This is a genomic window from Pseudomonas sp. Q1 (assembly GCF_009935975.1).
Lineage (GTDB): Bacteria > Pseudomonadota > Gammaproteobacteria > Pseudomonadales > Pseudomonadaceae > Aquipseudomonas > Aquipseudomonas palleroniana.
In genome coordinates this window covers 171,897-188,749 of record NZ_QODI01000003.1, presented here as the reverse complement: position 1 = coordinate 188,749, position 16,853 = coordinate 171,897, and the positions used below count along the sequence as shown (strand labels likewise).

The 16,853-nt window shown below is 62.6% G+C and carries 15 protein-coding genes; 6 read left to right on the top strand and 9 right to left on the bottom strand.

The window, feature by feature from the left end; genetic code table 11:
* Positions 1-28 precede the first annotated feature (28 nt).
* Together DK870_RS05940 and DK870_RS05935 are read right to left on the bottom strand one after the other, a co-directional pair.
* Positions 29-3,124 (bottom strand): multidrug efflux RND transporter permease subunit, encoded by a 3,096-nt coding sequence (locus DK870_RS05940; protein WP_161548242.1) that lies wholly within the window; start codon positions 3,122-3,124, stop codon positions 29-31.
* The gene (locus tag DK870_RS05935; RefSeq protein WP_161548241.1) at positions 3,121-4,287 is read right to left on the bottom strand and encodes an efflux RND transporter periplasmic adaptor subunit; all 1,167 of its coding nucleotides are present in this window, start codon (positions 4,285-4,287) and stop codon (positions 3,121-3,123) included. Before DK870_RS05935 ends, DK870_RS05940 begins: the two co-directional genes overlap by 4 nt.
* Before the next feature lie 214 nt (positions 4,288-4,501).
* Here DK870_RS05935 and DK870_RS05930 point away from each other — a divergent pair, with 214 nt between their 5' ends.
* Both DK870_RS05930 and DK870_RS05925 read left to right on the top strand, forming a co-directional pair.
* Positions 4,502-4,735, top strand: coding sequence for a hypothetical protein (locus DK870_RS05930; protein WP_060753898.1), 234 nt, complete (start codon positions 4,502-4,504; stop codon positions 4,733-4,735).
* A 172-nt stretch (positions 4,736-4,907) separates the two neighbouring features.
* Positions 4,908-5,696: a transporter substrate-binding domain-containing protein gene (locus DK870_RS05925; RefSeq protein ID WP_060753897.1), complete on the top strand. Its 789-nt coding sequence runs from the start codon at positions 4,908-4,910 to the stop codon at positions 5,694-5,696.
* Positions 5,697-5,714: 18 nt separating this feature from the next.
* On the opposite strand, the gene DK870_RS05920 is transcribed toward DK870_RS05925, so the two are convergent.
* The 5 genes from DK870_RS05920 to DK870_RS05900 all read right to left on the bottom strand — a co-directional run bounded on the left by DK870_RS05920 (position 5,715) and on the right by DK870_RS05900 (position 10,205).
* Complete coding sequence (locus tag DK870_RS05920) at positions 5,715-6,458, bottom strand: YkgJ family cysteine cluster protein (protein ID WP_104995552.1); 744 nt, start codon at positions 6,456-6,458, stop codon at positions 5,715-5,717.
* A 110-nt stretch (positions 6,459-6,568) separates the two neighbouring features.
* Positions 6,569-7,051 (bottom strand): N-acetyltransferase, encoded by a 483-nt coding sequence (locus tag DK870_RS05915; RefSeq protein WP_104995553.1) that lies wholly within the window; start codon positions 7,049-7,051, stop codon positions 6,569-6,571.
* A gap of 3 nt (positions 7,052-7,054) precedes the next feature.
* Complete coding sequence (locus DK870_RS05910; protein ID WP_060753894.1) at positions 7,055-7,957, bottom strand: chemotaxis protein; 903 nt, start codon at positions 7,955-7,957, stop codon at positions 7,055-7,057.
* A 111-nt stretch (positions 7,958-8,068) separates the two neighbouring features.
* Positions 8,069-9,043, bottom strand: a complete 975-nt coding sequence (locus DK870_RS05905) for a D-glycerate dehydrogenase (protein WP_161548240.1) — start codon at positions 9,041-9,043, stop codon at positions 8,069-8,071.
* A 199-nt stretch (positions 9,044-9,242) separates the two neighbouring features.
* Positions 9,243-10,205: a LysR family transcriptional regulator gene (locus tag DK870_RS05900; protein ID WP_060753892.1), complete on the bottom strand. Its 963-nt coding sequence runs from the start codon at positions 10,203-10,205 to the stop codon at positions 9,243-9,245.
* A 182-nt stretch (positions 10,206-10,387) separates the two neighbouring features.
* Between DK870_RS05900 and DK870_RS05895 the strand changes: the two genes are divergently transcribed.
* The 4 genes from DK870_RS05895 to DK870_RS05880 are packed head-to-tail and all read left to right on the top strand — an operon-like array spanning position 10,388 to position 15,160.
* Positions 10,388-11,899, top strand: coding sequence for an efflux transporter outer membrane subunit (locus DK870_RS05895; RefSeq protein WP_104995555.1), 1,512 nt, complete (start codon positions 10,388-10,390; stop codon positions 11,897-11,899).
* Positions 11,900-11,909: 10 nt separating this feature from the next.
* On the top strand, positions 11,910-14,099 hold the full coding sequence (locus DK870_RS05890) for an FUSC family protein (RefSeq protein WP_104995556.1): 2,190 nt from the start codon (positions 11,910-11,912) through the stop codon (positions 14,097-14,099).
* Positions 14,089-14,289, top strand: a complete 201-nt coding sequence (locus DK870_RS05885; RefSeq protein WP_060753889.1) for a DUF1656 domain-containing protein — start codon at positions 14,089-14,091, stop codon at positions 14,287-14,289. The genes DK870_RS05890 and DK870_RS05885 overlap by 11 nt, the downstream gene beginning before the upstream one ends.
* A gap of 10 nt (positions 14,290-14,299) precedes the next feature.
* Positions 14,300-15,160 (top strand): HlyD family secretion protein, encoded by an 861-nt coding sequence (locus DK870_RS05880; RefSeq protein ID WP_104995557.1) that lies wholly within the window; start codon positions 14,300-14,302, stop codon positions 15,158-15,160.
* 35 nt (positions 15,161-15,195) lie between these two features.
* Here DK870_RS05880 and DK870_RS05875 read toward each other — a convergent pair whose 3' ends face one another.
* Positions 15,196-16,098: an HlyD family secretion protein gene (locus tag DK870_RS05875; protein ID WP_104995558.1), complete on the bottom strand. Its 903-nt coding sequence runs from the start codon at positions 16,096-16,098 to the stop codon at positions 15,196-15,198.
* Positions 16,095-16,847 carry an ABC transporter ATP-binding protein gene (locus DK870_RS05870; RefSeq protein ID WP_060753886.1) on the bottom strand — a complete coding sequence of 251 codons (753 nt, stop codon included), beginning with the start codon at positions 16,845-16,847 and terminating at the stop codon, positions 16,095-16,097. Before DK870_RS05870 ends, DK870_RS05875 begins: the two co-directional genes overlap by 4 nt.
* Positions 16,848-16,853: the final 6 nt, after the last annotated feature.

Sequence of the window (16,853 nt, the reverse complement as noted above, 5' to 3'; positions counted from 1 at the left end):
GCCGTTTGCTCCAGGACGGGCCTCAGCCTCAATGTGGGGTCGCCAGCTCAAGCGCTGGCTTGGGCCGGTGGAAGATCTTCTCAAGGTACAAGTATATGACCGGCGTGGTGAACAGCGTCAGCGCCTGGCTCACCAGCAGGCCACCCACCACGGCAATGCCCAGCGGTTGGCGCAGCTCCGCACCCGGGCCGGAACCCAGCATCAACGGCACCGCGCCGAGCAATGCGGCCAGGGTCGTCATGATGATCGGCCGAAACCGCGTGACGCACGCTTCATAAATCGCTTCTTGCGGTGCCAGCCCGCGCACGCGTTGGGCTTCCAGGGCGAAGTCGATCATCAGGATGCCGTTTTTCTTGACGATACCGATCAGCAACACCAGGCCGATCAACGCCATGATCGAAAAGTCCTGGCCCAGCAGCCACAGCATGATCAGCGCGCCCAGGCCCGCCGAGGGCAAGGTGGAGATGATCGTCAACGGGTGCACGAAGCTCTCATACAGCACCCCCAGGATAATGTAGACCGCCACCAGCGCCGCGAGGATCAGCCAGGGTTGGCTGGCCAGCGAACTCTGGAACGCCTGGGCCGCGCCCTGGAAGGTACCGATCAAGGTTGCCGGCATGCCGATTTCGTTCTTGGCCTGGTTGAGCATGATCACCGCATCCCCCAGTGCGACGCCGGGCGCCAGGTTGAACGACAGGTTGGCGGCCGGGAACATGCCGTCATGGCTGATGGACAACGGCCCGACGCTGGGCGGGTCGACCTTGGCCAGGGCCGACAGTGGCACCATCTCGTTGGTCAGCGGCGAGCGCAGGTAAAAGTAATTCAGGCTTTCGGCCTTGCCGCGCTGCTGGCTGTCCAGTTCCAGTACCACCTGGTATTGATTGATCTCGGTCTGGAATTCGTTGATCTGGCGCTGGCCGAAGGCGTCGTACAGTGCCTGGTCGACATCGGTGGCGGTCAGGCCGAAGCGTGCGGCGGCCTGGCGGTCGATGCTGATGTGGGTGATGCTGCCACCTAGTTGCAGGTCGTTGGACAGGTCGCGAAAGGCCGGGTTGGCGCGCAGTTTTTCGGTGAGGCGCTGGGTCCAGGTGTTGAGCGTCGGGCCGTCGTTGCTCTTGAGCACATATTGATACTGGGCACGGCTGGGGCCGGAGCTGAGGTTGATGTCCTGGCCGGCGCGCAGGTACAGCACGATGCCCGGCACTTTCGCCAACTGGGGGCGCAGGCGATCGATGAACTGGCTGGCGGACACATCGCGATCACCGCGGTCTTTCAAGGCGATCCAGAAGCGACCGTTGGCGATGGTCTGGTTGCTGCCGGTCACGCCTACCGAATGGGAAAACGCTTCCACGGCGGGGTCTGCCTTGATGATCTCGGCCAGGGCCTTGTGTTTGGCGACCATGTCCGGGTAAGACACGTCCGCTGCGGCTTCGCTGGTCCCCAGTACAAAACCGGTGTCCTGCACCGGGAAGAAGCCCTTGGGGATAAACACATAACCGACCACGGCCAGGGCCAGGGTCACCAGGAAGATCGCCGCCATGCTGCGTTGATGGGCCAGCGCGCGGCGCAGGTTGCGCGCATAGCCGGCCAGCAGGCGTTCGCTGAAGCCGGGTTTATCGGAGGCGTGGTGGGGCGGCGCACGCATGAACAGCGCGGCCAGGGTGGGCGCCAGTGTCAGCGAAACCACCACCGAAATCAGAATGGTCGAGGTGGCCGTCAGCGCAAACTCTTTGAACAGCCGTCCGACCACGCCGCCCATGAACAGCAGCGGGATAAACGCCGCCACCAGCGAGAAGCTGATGGACACGACGGTAAAGCCAATCTCGCCGGAACCCTTGATCGCCGCTTCACGTTTATCGAGACCCGCTTCTAGATGGCGGTGGATGTTCTCCACCACCACGATAGCGTCGTCCACGACGAAACCGACCGCGATCACGATCGCCACCAGGGTGAGGTTGTTGAGGCTGAAGCCCAGCACATACATCAGCGCGAAACTGGCGACCAGCGACACGCCGAGCACGCTGGACACAATCAGCGTAGCTGACAACTGGCGCAGAAACAGCGCCATCACCGCCACCACCAGCAGGATGGCGATCAACAGTGTCACTTCCACTTCATGCAGGGATGCGCGGATCGTCTTGGTGCGGTCGCTCAACACACTGACGTTGACCGAGGCCGGCAACATGCCTTCCAGGCGCGGCAGTTCGGCCTGGATACGGTCCACGGTCTCGACGATGTTGGCGCCCGGCTGGCGTGAAATCACCAGGTTGACGCCGGGCGTATCGCCTGACCAGGCCTGCACGTAGGCGTTTTCCGAACCGTTGATGACTTTGGCGATGTCACGCAGTTGAACCGGTGCACCGTTCTTGTAGGAAACGATCAGTTGGCCGTATTCGTCCGGGTGAAACAGCTGGTCGTTGGTCGACAGTGTCGACACGCTGTTCTCCCCGTAGATCGCGCCTTTGGCCAGGTTCAGGCTCGACTGCTGGATGGCCAGGCGCACGTCCGCGAGGGTCAGGCCGATGGCCGCGAGTTTGTCCGGCGAGGCCTGCACGCGAATCGCCGGGCGCTGCTGGCCGGTGATGTTGATCTGGCCGACGCCGTCGATCTGGCTGATCTGGCGAGCCAGCAGGGTTTCCACGTAGTCGCTCAATTCGGTGCTGGGCATGCTGTCGGCGCTGACGCTGAGGATCAGTACCGGGCTGTCTGCCGGGTTGACCTTTTTCCAGGTCGGCAGGCTAGGCATGTCCCTGGGCAGTTTGCCGGACGCGGTGTTGATCGCCGCCTGGACTTCCTGTGCCGCGGTGTCGATGCTTTTATTCAGGGTGAATTGCAGGGTCAGCAGGCTTGATCCCAAGGCGCTGCTGGAGGTCATCTGGGTCACGCCGGGAATGGCGCTGAATTGCACTTCCAAGGGCGTTGCGACCGACGAGGCCATGGTGTCCGGGCTGGCTCCGGGCAGGGTAGCGGTGACCTGGATCGTCGGAAACTCCGCTTCCGGCAGTGGCGCGATGGCCAGGCGTGGGAAGGCAATCAGCCCCAATAGCACCAGGGCGAAGGTCAGCAGCAGGGTGGCAACCGGATGGTCGACGCACCACGCGGAAGGCGAACGGCTGCCGCTCATGGTTGCACCTGAGGGGCAACGGTCTGGATCACTTGGGGCGGTTCCTTGAGCACCTCCACCCGCGCCCCGGCCTTGAGCCGCGACTGACCATCGCTGACCAGCACGTCCCCGGCCTGTACCCCCTGGATGATGTTGAGGTCGCTGTTCTGGTAGACCACTTGCACCGGCACCACTTCAACCTTGTCACCGCTGACCCGGTACACGAAGTGCGAGTCCAGGCCGCGTTGCACCACGGTCGGCGGTACCACCAAGGCGTTTTTGTCCATGGCGGTCTGGATCTTGAGGGTCACCAGTTGCCCCGGCCACAGGCGCTGGGCGGCGTTGTTGAACTCGGCTTTGGCGCGCAGGGTGCCGGTGGTGGAGTTGATCTGGTTGTCGATCAGGCTCAAATGGCCTTCGGCGAGCAGGTCGCCGGTCTGGCCGTCGGTGTCGGCGCCCATGTAGACATCGACGTTGGCCTGGGTCGGCGCGGCGATCAAGCCTTGCAGGGTCGACAGCATTTGCTGTGGCAGGGAAAATTCGACGGCAATCGGGTCGATCTGCGTGACGGAGAACAGACCCTGGGTATCACTCATACGCAGGAAGTTACCCTCATCCACGGTGCGAATACCGACGCGGCCGCTGACTGGCGAGCGTATCTGCGTATAGGAAAGTTGCACCTGAGCCGAGTCGATAGCGGCCTGGTTCCCCTGGACCGTGGCCTTGAGCTGATTGACCAAGGCTTGTTGCTGGTCGTAGGTCTGCTTGGATACGCCGTCGTCAACGCTCAACGCCTTGTAGCGCTTGAGGTTGACCAACGCCACCTGCAACTGGGCCTGGCTTTCTCCCAACTGTGCCCTGGCCTGGTCGAGGCTGGCGCGGATCGAGCGGTCGTCGAGGGTTGCCAGCAGGTCGCCGGCCTTGACCCACTGGCCTTCCTTGACCAGCAGTCTGGTCAGGATGCCGTCGATTTGCGGGCGAATCACCACACTGTGCAGCGACAGCACCGAACCGATACCACTGACGAAACGCGGGACATCCTGTTGTGCAACGCTCACCACACGCACCGGAATGGCAGCCGGTGCAGCCAGTTTGGTCTTGGCGGGGCGGGTCAATGCCCAGGCTGCAACCGCCAGCACCAAAAGGACGCCCACCAGCAGGGCCGTATTTCGTTTTATTTGCATAGGTGAGGCGCCAGGGCAAAGGATCGTAAGAATGAATGAACCTTTATAGCTCGCCGACCCGGTCAGCAAAGTGACCGCTGTCTGACGGCGCTGTCAGTTAAGGTCCGACCATTCGTACGACAATAGATAAAGATACGAGGGCCGCAGGTATACTGCGCGCCAGTGTGGCCTGCAAGCCGGTCCCTCTCCATTTTTCGCCCGCTCCGGAGCTTTCATGACTTCCCCGACCCAACCCGCTGTTGAAGCGACCGACCTCGTTGATACGGCCAATGCCGACGGCGTTGAAAAAGCCGAGATCCCGGCTTTCAAGTTCCCTTTCAAGCCGGGTGAACTGGCCGGGGCCAAGAATGCCGGCCAGCCTTGGTACAAGGGCGGTGTCAAGAACGGTCATACCAAGACGCCAGGTATGGCGCCACCCGGTACTCGCCGTTCCATGGGTAAACGTTAAGAGTAAAAATTCGCGGGCAATACCGATCATTGCCTACGGCAATAGCTGAAATTTCGTATTGTCGGCCCGCGGACCTTTCTTGAAAGCTTGCACGGTATCCGCTTCGCTCCGGTTGTTTTTGCCGGAGCGAAGGTGAGATGAGGCTGGCTTTTCCGGAAAGGATATCCCCCTGATGCTGAAACAGCTCTGTGTTGCGTTTGCCGTATTACTGCTGCTCGTCATGTTCAGCACTGCCACTGCCAGTGATCCACCCAGACACGAAATCCGTTTTGCCGTCGCCGCGCATTTTCCCCCGTTTCAAAGCCGCAATCAGCAAGGCCAACTGGTGGGGCTGAATATCGAATTGGGCAACGCCCTGTGCGTGCAGCTCAATGTGCGTTGTACCTGGGTCGACCAGGTGGTTGTGGAAAACTTCCCAGCCCTTGAAGCCCGGCAATTCGATGCGATCATGGGCATGGCGCCGACATCGGCCCGGCGCCAGTGGGTGAACTTCACGGATGATCTCTACCCGATCACCACCCGCCTGGTGGCCCGTAGATCATCGGGTCTGACTCCGGATCGGCGGTCGCTCAAGGGCAAGCGTGTCGGCGTCCTGGTGAAAAGTAACCGTGAAGCCTTTGCCCTGTCGCAGTGGGCGCCGGCAGGGGTGACCATCAAGAGTTTCTGGCTCAATGACCAGCTGGTTCGCAGCCTGGTCGCGGGTGACATCGATGCGACGCTGCAAGGTACCGTCGAAATCCGTGAAGCGCTGCTCGACACACCCGACGGCCTGGGCTTCGACTTCCTCGGCCCCGTCGTCTCGTCGCAACTGTTGGGTAACAGCGTGGCGATTGCGGTGCGTAAGCCCGATACGGCGTTACGCAGCGAACTCAATCGTGCGCTCGAACAACTGATGCAGAACGGCGAGTACCGACGCATCCTGCACTCTTACCCTGTTAACGGGCTGCATGCCTGTCCATGATCGCCCGTTTCCCCAGGGTCAGGCGGCGCGCAAGGAGATGAATGCATAGTTGGCAGGCACTTCGGTAACGATTTGTGCCCCGGCGTCCAGCACCTGTTCGGCGATATCCATCCCGGACACATGAAACACCCACTCATGGGCCGCATACGGCTGATCAACCGCCAACTCGATTGCCTGGGTAAAGGCGTGCATGTCCGGTAAGTAGGCCGTAAAGCCGTCACCCTTCAGCGCGGTGGTGCGGATGCCGAGTAAGGCGCACACCGCCTCTTTGGTCTGTACGTCATCACGGTCAGCCTGGCGTGAGCGACGAATCAGCTCCGCCAACGCAGGGTCCGTCAGCTCACCCCCGACGATCAGGGCCGGCCCTTGTTCCCAGGATTCCGGTGGACAATCCTTGGCCGCCGGGTTCAGCGGAATATGCGGGTTGATTTCCATCGGGTAGATCCGACATACCAGCGGGCGCCGCTCGTAGATGCCGCAGCGGTTGTCTTCGTCAAGATTCCGGCAGCGCCCGGCGTTGTAGGCGGCAAAGGTGATTGCCACTAATGCCTCGGTATTGCCGCTGGGCACTTTTACCGAACGGCGCTCGGCGTGTTCGCGCTGCTGCTGCGGCACCCCCAGTCCGCTGGCCAGGAAACCTTCTACAAGAACGATCACATTACCGCCATCCGCCGCCCATTGCCGGGCTTCGTCGAGGGTCAGGGGGACGTGGTGGTCGGTGCAGCACTTGCCGCAACCTACGCAGGAAAAATGAGTGTTCATGGGCAAGTTCTGTCACCAGGCAAGGTCAGAGGGCACGCAGGAACGGTGACGGGTTTTTACCTCTATCCACCATTCGGGCTCTCTTGAAGCAAGTTACACGCCAGTGCCTGTCAGTCCTCTGTCACTACATCGCGTAGGACAAATCTCATACCTGCGCTTTCATAGAGCTGCCGCGCGCGTACGTTGCTCTCCAGCACCTTGAGGTCCACGTAGGATTCGCCGCGCTGCTTGAACATTGCAAAGGCCTGCAGCAACAACGCACGCCCCAGCCCCTGACCTTGGGCGCAGGGGTGAATCGAGAGGTTCTTGATAAAGGCGCTGGTCCAGCATTGAGCCACGCCGAGCACGCCGTCAGCGTTACTGGCCACCAGGCACAGCGTCGGGTCGAACTCGGCATCCGTGATGAATTGATGTTGCCATTGCTCCAGGCTGGCCACGCGACCGCCACCCTGGTCCTGGGTCAGGCGCAAGACTGAATGGATGGCTGGGGCCAGTTCGGCGCGGTAATGATCCAGCTCAATACCCGCCGGCCACTGTGGCGCGGGCAGGCTACCCGTCAGGTCACGGCGCAGCAGCTGGAAGTATTCCCGCATGCCTCACAGACCTTTTTGCGCCACGCTCTGGGCGGCGACCACCAGGCATTTGGTCAGGTCTGGCGAGGAGAACTTGGTCAGCACCGCGTTGGCCCCGGCCAAGCGCGCTTTCTCGCTGTTCATCGCGCTGTCCAGCGAGGTGTGCAGCAGCACATAAAGGTCCTGGAAGTCCGGAGTTTCGCGCAAGGTGCGGGTGAGGGCGTAACCGTCCATTTCAGACATCTCGATGTCCGACACCAGCACGTTGATCTGCGCGTCAGTGCCTTGCAGCTCCAGCAGCACATCAATCGCTTCCTTGGCGCTGCGAGCGGTGTGGCAGGTCAAGCCGAGGTTGCGCAGGGTATGTACCGACTGTTGCAAGGCGACCTGGCTGTCATCCACCACCAGGATGCGGGCATGGCCGAGAACTTCGGCTTCTTCCATGGTCAGGTCGGTCGGCGCCGCTTCAATCGGGGCCGGGGCGATGCCATGGATGACTTTCTCGATATCCAGCACTTGCACCAACCCGCCTTCCACTTGGGTAACCCCGGTGATAAAGGCACGGTTGCCACCGGAGCCATAGGGCGGTGGGCGGATATCGGTGGTCAGGCAGTGCACGATCTTGCTCACCGCCTGCACGTGCAAGCCCTGCTTGGAGCGGCTGACATCGGTGACGATCAGGCAGCCGCCGTCGGGGTCTTGCAGGGGCATTTCCCCCAGGGCGCGGCTCAGGTCGATCACCGACAGCGAAGCGCCGCGCAAGGTGGCGATGCCTTTGACGTGGGGGTGCGACTCCGGCAGCCGGGTCAACGGCGGGCAGGGGATGATTTCACTGACTTTCAGCAGGTTGATCGCCATCAGCTTGCCGCTGCGCAAGGTAAAGAGCAGAAGCGAGAGTGAGTCTGCGCGGGCTTTGGTGGTGGACATAAAAACCTTCTGTGGATCAGGGACTGTGATCTGTAGCAGGTTATCGACTTGGGGGAGCCAGGCTTTAACCGGATTTTGTTGCGGGCCGTCTCCCCCCACCTTGGATCTGTATCAGCCCTTCCACACTTGTGGGTTCACCAAATCCTGCGGACGCTGCCCCAGCAAGGCGCTGCGCAGGTTATCCAAAGCACGGTTGGCCATGGCTTCGCGGGTTTCATGGGTCGCCGAGCCGATGTGCGGCAGCGTCACGGCATTGCTCAGTTGAAACAACGGCGACTCGGCCAATGGCTCCTGTTCATACACATCCAGACCGGCACCGCGAATTTGCTGGTTTTGCAGGGCTTCGATCAACGCCGGTTCGTCGACGACAGGCCCACGGGAAATATTGATCAGGATCGCGCTGGACTTCATCAGTCCCAGCTCGCGGGTGCTGATCAGGTGGCGGGTCTTTTCGCTCAACGGCACCACCAGGCACACGAAGTCGGCTTCGGCCAGCAATTGGTCCAGGCTACGGAACTGCGCGCCCAGCTCCTGCTCCAGCGCCGTCTTGCGACTATTGCCGCTGTACAGGATCGGCATATTGAAACCCAGGCGACCCCGTCGGGCCACCGCTGCGCCAATATTACCCATGCCCACGATACCGAGGGTCTTGCCGTGCACATCGCAGCCGAACAACGGTGCGCCGACGCTGGCTTTCCACTGGCCGGCCTTGGTCCAGGCGTCCAGCTCGGCCACGCGGCGCGCGCTGCTCATCAGCAGGGCGAAGGCCAGGTCGGCGGTGCTTTCGGTGAGTACATCGGGGGTATTGGTGAGCATGATCCCGCGCTCGTTGAAGTAGGGCAGGTCATAGTTGTCGTAACCCACCGAGACACTGGATACCACTTCCAGCTTGCTCGCCGCTTCGAGTTGCGCACGGCCCAGTTTGCGGCCCACGCCAATCAGGCCGTGGGCATGGGGCAGGGCGTCATTGAATTGAGTGTTGATGTCGCCGCGCTTGGGGTCGGGCACGATCACCTCGAACTCCTGTTGCAGGCGTTCGATCATGGGCGGGGTGATACGGCTGAAGGCAAGGACAGTCTTTTTCATTGCAGGCGGGCTCATCGACTACGGAAGAATGCCAAGCACGCTAACATTTATCCCCCCAACGCAACACCATTGTAGTGAGCGGGCTTGCCCCGCGCTGGGCGGCGCAGCCGCCCCAAACCCAGGCACCTCGGTCCTCCTGAAATACCGCGGCGTCTTTGTTGGGGCGGCTTTGCCGCCCAGCGCGGGGCAAGCCCGCTCACTACAAAGTCGCGAGGCGAACGCCGCTGCTCAGCTCATACGCGGCCAGCTCCGCCTGGTGCGCCGCCAGGATCTCCGGCAACGACCCGCGCAGGTATTCCACCCAGGTCTTGATCTTCGCATCCAGGTATTGGCGCGACGGGTAGATGGCGTACAGGTTCAGCTCTTGCGAGCGGTAGGTCGGCATGACCCGGACCAATGTGCCGTTGCGCAGGCCTTCGATGGCGGCGTACACCGGCAGCAGGCCGACGCCCATGCCGCTGGTGATGGCGGTTTTCATCGCATCGGCCGAATTCACCAGGAACGGCGAGGTGTTGATCGCCACGCTTTCCTGGCCTTCAGGGCCATTGAAGGTCCATTTATCCAGTTGGATCACCGGGCTGACCAGGCGCAGGCAGGCATGGTTGAGCAAGTCCTGTGGGCGCTGCGCGCAACCCTTGGCCTTGACGTAGTCCGGTGAGGCACACGCAATGCTGTAGGTGATGCCCAGGCGTTGGGATACAAAACCCGAATCCGGCAGCTCGCTGGCCAGCACGATCGATACGTCGTAACCCTCATCGAGCAGGTCCGGCACGCGGTTGGCCAGGGTCAGGTCGAAGGTCACGTCGGGGTGGGTACGCCGGTAGCGGGCAATCGCGTCGATCACGAAATGCTGGCCGATGCCGGTCATGGTGTGCACTTTCAGTTGTCCGGCGGGGCGCGCATGCGCATCACTGGCCTCGGCCTCGGCTTCCTCGACATAGGCGAGGATCTGCTCGCAACGCAGCAAATAGCGTTTGCCGGCTTCGGTCAGCGCGATGCGGCGGGTGGTGCGGTTCAACAAGCGGGTTTGCAGATGGGCCTCGAGGTTGGAGACCGCGCGCGACACGTTGGCCGTGGTGGTATCCAGCTGCGCGGCGGCGGCGGTAAAGCTGCCGGCTTCGGCGACGCAACTGAACGCGCGCATGTTTTGCAAAGTGTCCATGGAGTGTTCTCAGGGGAGATGACAAATTGTGACAGAAAGTTACGCCGACCAGTGATCCCTACCAATGGATTATCGCCTGAACGGTAACAAAGATTCACAGGAATACCAGCTTATCGTCCTGCATGCCGCCGCCTAGAATTGCGCCACCTTCCCCGCATTACCACCTCAGGAATTCGCTTGCCGTGCCGTGCCGCATCAGCAGAGAGCTGAAGACTCTCAGTGTTTGGGCTTTATCGTTAGCAATCAGCGGCTGCATCGGAACCGGAGGCATTGCCCCACAAGGCCAGGTCCTCAACGCCAATACCCTGGCCACCGACGAAGCCATCCAGAACGCCGTCCAGGACGCCCACTGGCCCACCGCCCAGTGGTGGCAAGCCTACAACGACCCGCAACTGAACCGCTGGGTTGAACGTGCCACGCAAAACAGCCCGAGCATGGCCATGGCCGCCGCGCGGGTGCGTGAGGCGCGGGCCATGGCCGGGGTGGCCGAGTCGGCCGAGTCGTTGCAGGTCAACAGCGACACCGCTCTCAAGCGCCACAACTGGCCCAAGGACCAGTTCTACGGCCCTGGCGAGTTGAGTGGCGCGAATACCTGGGACAACAGTTCCACGCTCGGCCTGAGTTATGCGCTCGACCTGTGGGGCCGTGAAAGCAATACCACGGAACGCGCTGTCGACCTGGCCCACATGAGCGCCGCCGAGGCGCGCCAGGCCCAGCTCGAATTGCAGAACAACGTGGTGCGCGCCTATATCCAGCTGTCGCTGCATTACGCCAGCCGCGATATCGTCGCCGCCACCCTGGCCCAGCAAGAGCAGATCCTGGAGCTTGCCAACAAGCGCCTGAACGCGGGGATCGGCACCCACTTCGACGTCAGCCAAACCGAAACCCCATTGCCGGAAACCCATCGCCAACTGGACGCCCTGGACGAAGAAATCGCCCTGAGCCGTAACCAGTTGGCGGCGTTGGCCGGCAAAGGCCCGGGGGAGGGCGCGACCTTGCAGCGCCCGACGCTATCCCTCACCGCCCCGTTGAAACTGCCGTCCAGCCTGCCCGCGCAGTTGCTCGGCCAGCGCCCCGACGTGGTCGCCAGCCGCTGGCAGGTCGCTGCCCAGGCCCGGGGTATCGATGTCGCCCATGCCGGTTTCTACCCCAACGTGGATCTGGTCGGCAGCCTCGGCTACATGGCCACCGGTGGCACCGCGCTGGGCTTCCTCAGTGGGCAGAAATTCAACTACACCGTCGGCCCGGCGATCACCTTGCCGATTTTCGACGGTGGCCGCCTGCGCGGGCAATTGGGTGAGGCGAGTGCCGGTTATGACATCGCCGTGGCCAAGTACAACCAGACGCTGGTCAACGCGCTCAAAGGCATCAGCGACCAGTTGATCCGCCGCGAGTCCATGAACAAGCAGGCGGCCTTCGCCGCGCAGTCGGTGGCGTCGGCCCGGAAAACCTATGACATTGCGATGATCGCCTACCAGCGCGGCCTCACGGATTACCTCAACGTGTTGAATGCCCAGACCTTGCTGTTCCGCCAGCAACAGATCGAGCAACAGGTGCAGGCCGCACGCTTGAGCGCTCACGCCGAACTGGTGACCGCCCTGGGTGGCGGCCTCGGGGCCGGCAGCGATGTGCCGCAACCGGCCAAGACCCTTCCGAGCAAGACCCCGGCGGCGCTCGCCGTGTTTGACCACTGAGTAGCCTGTGATGACTCCTTTGCCTGCACCGCTGCGCTGGCTGCACTCCCTTGAGTGGCGCCGTGGTTTCTTCGACTGGGCGCGCAGCGACGGCGTGACCTGGGTCTACATCTTCAAGGTGCTGATCGCTGCGTTCCTCACCTTGTGGCTGGCCATGCGCCTGGAACTGCCGCAACCGCGCACGGCAATGATCACGGTTTTCATCGTGATGCAGCCGCAAAGCGGGCAGGTGTTCGCCAAGAGCTTCTACCGTTTCCTCGGCACCCTGGCGGGCTCGGCGGTGATGGTCTTGCTGATCGCCCTGTTTGCGCAGAACACCGAACTGTTCCTCGGCGCCCTGGCGATCTGGGTCGGCCTGTGTACTGCCGGTGCGACGCGTAACCGCAACTTTCGCGCCTATGGGTTCGTGTTGGCGGGCTACACGGCGGCGATGGTCGGCTTGCCGGCCCTGGCCCACCCGGATGGCGCGTTCATGGCGGCGGTATGGCGCGTACTGGAAATCTCCCTGGGAATCCTGTGTTCCACGCTGGTCAGCGCGGCGTTCCTGCCGCAGACCTCCAGCGCGGCAATGCGCAATGCCCTGTACCAACGCTTCGGCGTGTTTGCCTTGTTCGTGACCGATGGCCTGCGTGGGCGCAGCCAGCGCGAAGGCTTCGAGGCCAGCAACGTGCGTTTTATCGCCGAAGCCGTGGGCCTGGAAGGGCTGCGCAGCGTCACCGTGTTCGAAGACCCGCATATGCGGCGGCGCAATGGTCGCCTCAGCCGCCTCAACAGCGAGTTCATGAGCATCACCACGCGCTTTAACGCCTTGCACCAATTGCTGGCGCGGCTGCGCACCGATGAGGCTGACCATGTCGTCGCGGCGATCAAGCCCGGTTTGCAAGACCTGGCCGAAGTGCTCGACGGTTTTTCTGGCCGTGCCCTCACCAGCCCTGACGCCGCACGGCTGGCCAACCAACTGAGCGCCTACAAGGACGGCCTGCCGGCCACGGTGCGCAGCCTGCGTGCGGCCTTCCAGGAGGGCGAGCCCACCGAGGCTGAGCAACTGGATTTCCACACCGCCTACGAGTTGCTTTACCGCTTTGTCGATGACTTGCACAACTACGCGCTGACCCACGCTTCCCTGGCCGACCACAGCCACGCACGGGAAGACTGGGACGAGCCCTATACGCCAAAGACCAACTGGCTGGCCTGCGCCGCTTCCGGGATCCGCGCGTCGTTCATCCTGATCGTACTCGGCAGTTACTGGGTGGCCACCGCCTGGCCAAGCGGCGCAACCATGACCTTGATCGCCGCCGCCACGGTCGGGCTGTCTGCGGCGACGCCCAACCCCAAGCGCATGGCGTTCCAGATGGCCTGCGGCACCTTGATCGGTGCGCTGGTGGGCTTCGTCGAAATGTTTTTTGTGTTCCCGTGGATCGACGGTTTCCCGCTGCTGTGCGTGATGCTCGCCCCCGTCATCATCTGCGGTGCGTTTCTCGCTTCACGCCCGCAATACGCCGGCGTAGGTGTGGGCCTGCTGATCTTTTTCAGCACCGGCTCGGTGCCGGACAACCTCACGATCTACAACCCCTACAGCTTCATCAACGACTACATCGCGATGGTCATCGGCATGCTGGTGTGCGCGGCGGCGGGGGCGATCATTCTGCCGCCCAACAGCCGCTGGTTGTGGCGTCGCCTGGAGCAGGACCTGCGTGAACAGGTGGTGTATGCGATCAGCGGCAAGCTCAAGGGCCTGGCGTCGAGCTTCGAAAGCCGCACCCGCGACCTGCTGCACCAGGCCTACGGCCTGGCGGTCGGCCAGCCGCAGGTGCAGCGCGACCTGCTGCGCTGGATGTTCGTGGTGCTGGAAGTCGGCCACGCGATCATCGAGTTGCGCAAGGAACAGGCGATCCTGCCGGTGCACCCGGCGTATGCCGAATCCCAGCCGTGGCGCCAGGCGATCCGCGTGATGGGCCGCTCACTGGTGCGACTGTTCCTGCAACCCAGCGCGAGCAACCTGGAGCGCGGCCTGATCGCAGTCGACCACGCCATCAGCCGCGTGCAGGCCACCGACGAACCTTTCGCCCCGCACTTCGACACTTCGGCCCTGCGCCGGGTGAAAAGCTATCTGCATTTTATCCGCACCTCGCTGCTGGACCCGCAATCACCACTGGCGGCCCTCAAGGGCGCCACGCAAGGAGTCACGCATGCCCCGTGAAATCGCGTTCCACGGCCTCTACATGCCGACCATGACCCTGATGTTCCTGATCGCGGCGGGGCTGGCCTGGGGCGTGGACCGCTTCCTGGCCGGGTTCGACCTGTACCGTTTTTTCTGGCACCCGGCGTTGTTGCGCCTGAGCCTGTTCGTTTGCCTGTTCGGCGCCCTGGCGCTGACCGTCTACCGTTGAGAATGCCCCGATGAAAAAGTTTTTCAGTCTGCTTGCGACCTTGCTGGTGCTGGCCCTGGCCATCTGGATTGGCCGCACGCTGTGGGTGCACTACATGCAAACCCCGTGGACCCGCGACGGCCGTGTGCGCGCCGATATCATCAACGTCGCCGCCGACGTGACCGGCGAAGTGGTGGACGTGCCGGTGCGTGACAACCAGTTGGTGAAAAAGGGCGATCTGCTGATGCAGATTGACCCCGAACACTACCGCATCGCGGTCAAACAGGCGCAAGCGCTGGTGGCCTCGCGCAAAGCCACCTGGGAAATGCGCAAGGTCAATGCCCACCGCCGTGCCGACCTCGACGCCCTGGTGATCTCCAGGGAAAACCGTGACGACGCCAGCAACATTGCCGACTCGGCATTGGCCGATTACCAGCACGCGCTGGCGCAACTGGAAGCCGCCGAACTCAACTTGAAGCGCACTCAAGTGGTCGCGGCCGTCGACGGTTATGTGACCAACCTCAATGTGCATCGGGGCGACTATGCGCGCATCGGCGAAGCCAAGATGGCCGTGGTGGATATGAACTCGTTCTGGGTCTATGGCTTCTTCGAGGAAACAAAGTTGCCCCACGTCAACGTCGGCGACCCAGCCGATATGCAACTGATGAGCGGCGAGACCCTCAAGGGGCACGTGGAAAGCATCTCACGTGGCATCTACGATCGTGACAATCCTGAAAGCCGTGAGCTGGTGGCGGATGTGAACCCGACCTTCAACTGGGTGCGATTGGCCCAGCGGGTGCCGGTGCGCATTCATATCGATGAGGTGCCCGAAGGCGTGCTGCTGGCGGCAGGCATCACCTGCACGGTGATCGTCAACCCGACGACCCGTTGAGCAGGCCGCGTTGCACGGCCTGCCCAGGCAAATGCCTACGGGCCGAACCGCACCAGCATGCGTTGACCGACCCGCAGTGACGCCGGCGGGGGCTGGTCGAACGCCAGGATACATTCGACCGTACGCATGTTGGCCCGCACCTGGGCGTCGTCTTCAAGGGTGCTGTTGCCCAGCACCGCACTGATGCGCACTACATGGGCAGACAGCGGTGCCGAGCCAGTGCCGCTGTCATCCGTCACTTCGGCCTGCATGCCGGGGGTGACCACGCCGGCAAATGACTCATTCAGCTCGGCACGTACGATACGCGGCTGGTTCGGCAACAATACGAAGGCCGCACCGGACTGCGCGGAGACCGCCGCGCCGGGCTGGATCAGGCGACGGACCACTTCGGCATCGATGGGCGCGCGAAGGCTGCGCCGGGTCAGTTCGTAGCGTGCTGCATTGAGCTTTCTCGTCGCGATGTCGGCTTGCACCTTATTGGTTTCGCTCTCGTCACGCAGCCGCTCGACCGCCTCGTGGGCCTCATCGGCACTTTGCTGGTCGCCGGCGCCTGCTCCGGCGGCCAATGTCAGGCGCTTGGCCTTCTGTTCGGCGAACTTGAGCTGCCTGGCCAGTTGTTTGGCTTGTACCTGCACCTGTTGTTGCCCGGTCAGTGCAGCACCCACCGCCAGTTGTTGCAGCTCGCTGTCCAGGGTGGCGAGCAGTTGGCCTTTTTTGACCTGCTCGCCTTCTTTTACCTTGATCTCATTAACCACCGCGTCGGAAGTGAAGCCGAGCTTGAGCAGGCCGCCTTCCACGTCAATGCGGCCACGGGCGACCGCCAGGTAGCTGGGGGCCGATGCGGCTGGGTTTGCCGGTTGATCTTCACGGGAGCAACCCGCGAGCAACAACAGTGCGCTACTCAGAACCAGCCATGGGCGAAGCGAACGCGAGTTCATACAAAATGTTCCTGGGCACCGGCCAGCTTGGCGGGTGGGAAGGGTTGGGAGTGATCGTTCAGAATGCGGCCGTCTTCAATGCTCAGCACCCGGTCGGAACTGCTGATCAGGCGCGGGTCGTGGCTGACACACAGCACCGTGGTCCCGTGTGTGCGTGCGATCCTGTGCAAAATGTCGATCACGATATGGCCGTTGGCGGCGTCGAGCGCGCTGGTCGGTTCGTCGGCGAACAGCAGTTCGGGCTCTTTGGCCACGGCACGGGCGATGGCGACACGTTGCTTTTCGCCACCGGACAATTCGGCCGGGCGCAGCTTCATGCGCGCACCGAGCCCGACTTCTTCCAGGGCCGCGATGGCGCGCTGGCGTACTTCTTTGTGAGGCAGGCCCAGGTAGCTCAACGGCAGTTCGACCTGTTGCAGTGCGGTCAGGGCCGGGAACAGGTTGAAACCCTGGAACACAAAGCCGGTGTGCTTGAGGCGAAAACGCTCGAGTGCCTGGTTGTCCAGGCTTGCCAGGTCTTGCCCCAATGCGGTGGCGCTGCCCTGGTCGGGGCGTTGCAAACCACTGAGGATCGCCAGCAGCGTACTTTTGCCGCAACCGGACGGGCCTGAGATCAGGGTCAGTTCCCCCGGCCGTATCGCCAGGGAAATGTCGTGCAGCACAGGCGTCACGATCCGGCCCGAGGTAAACGACTTGCTGATACCACGGGCTTGAAGTGTGATGGCGGTTGCCGATGTCGAGAGGCTCATGGGCAG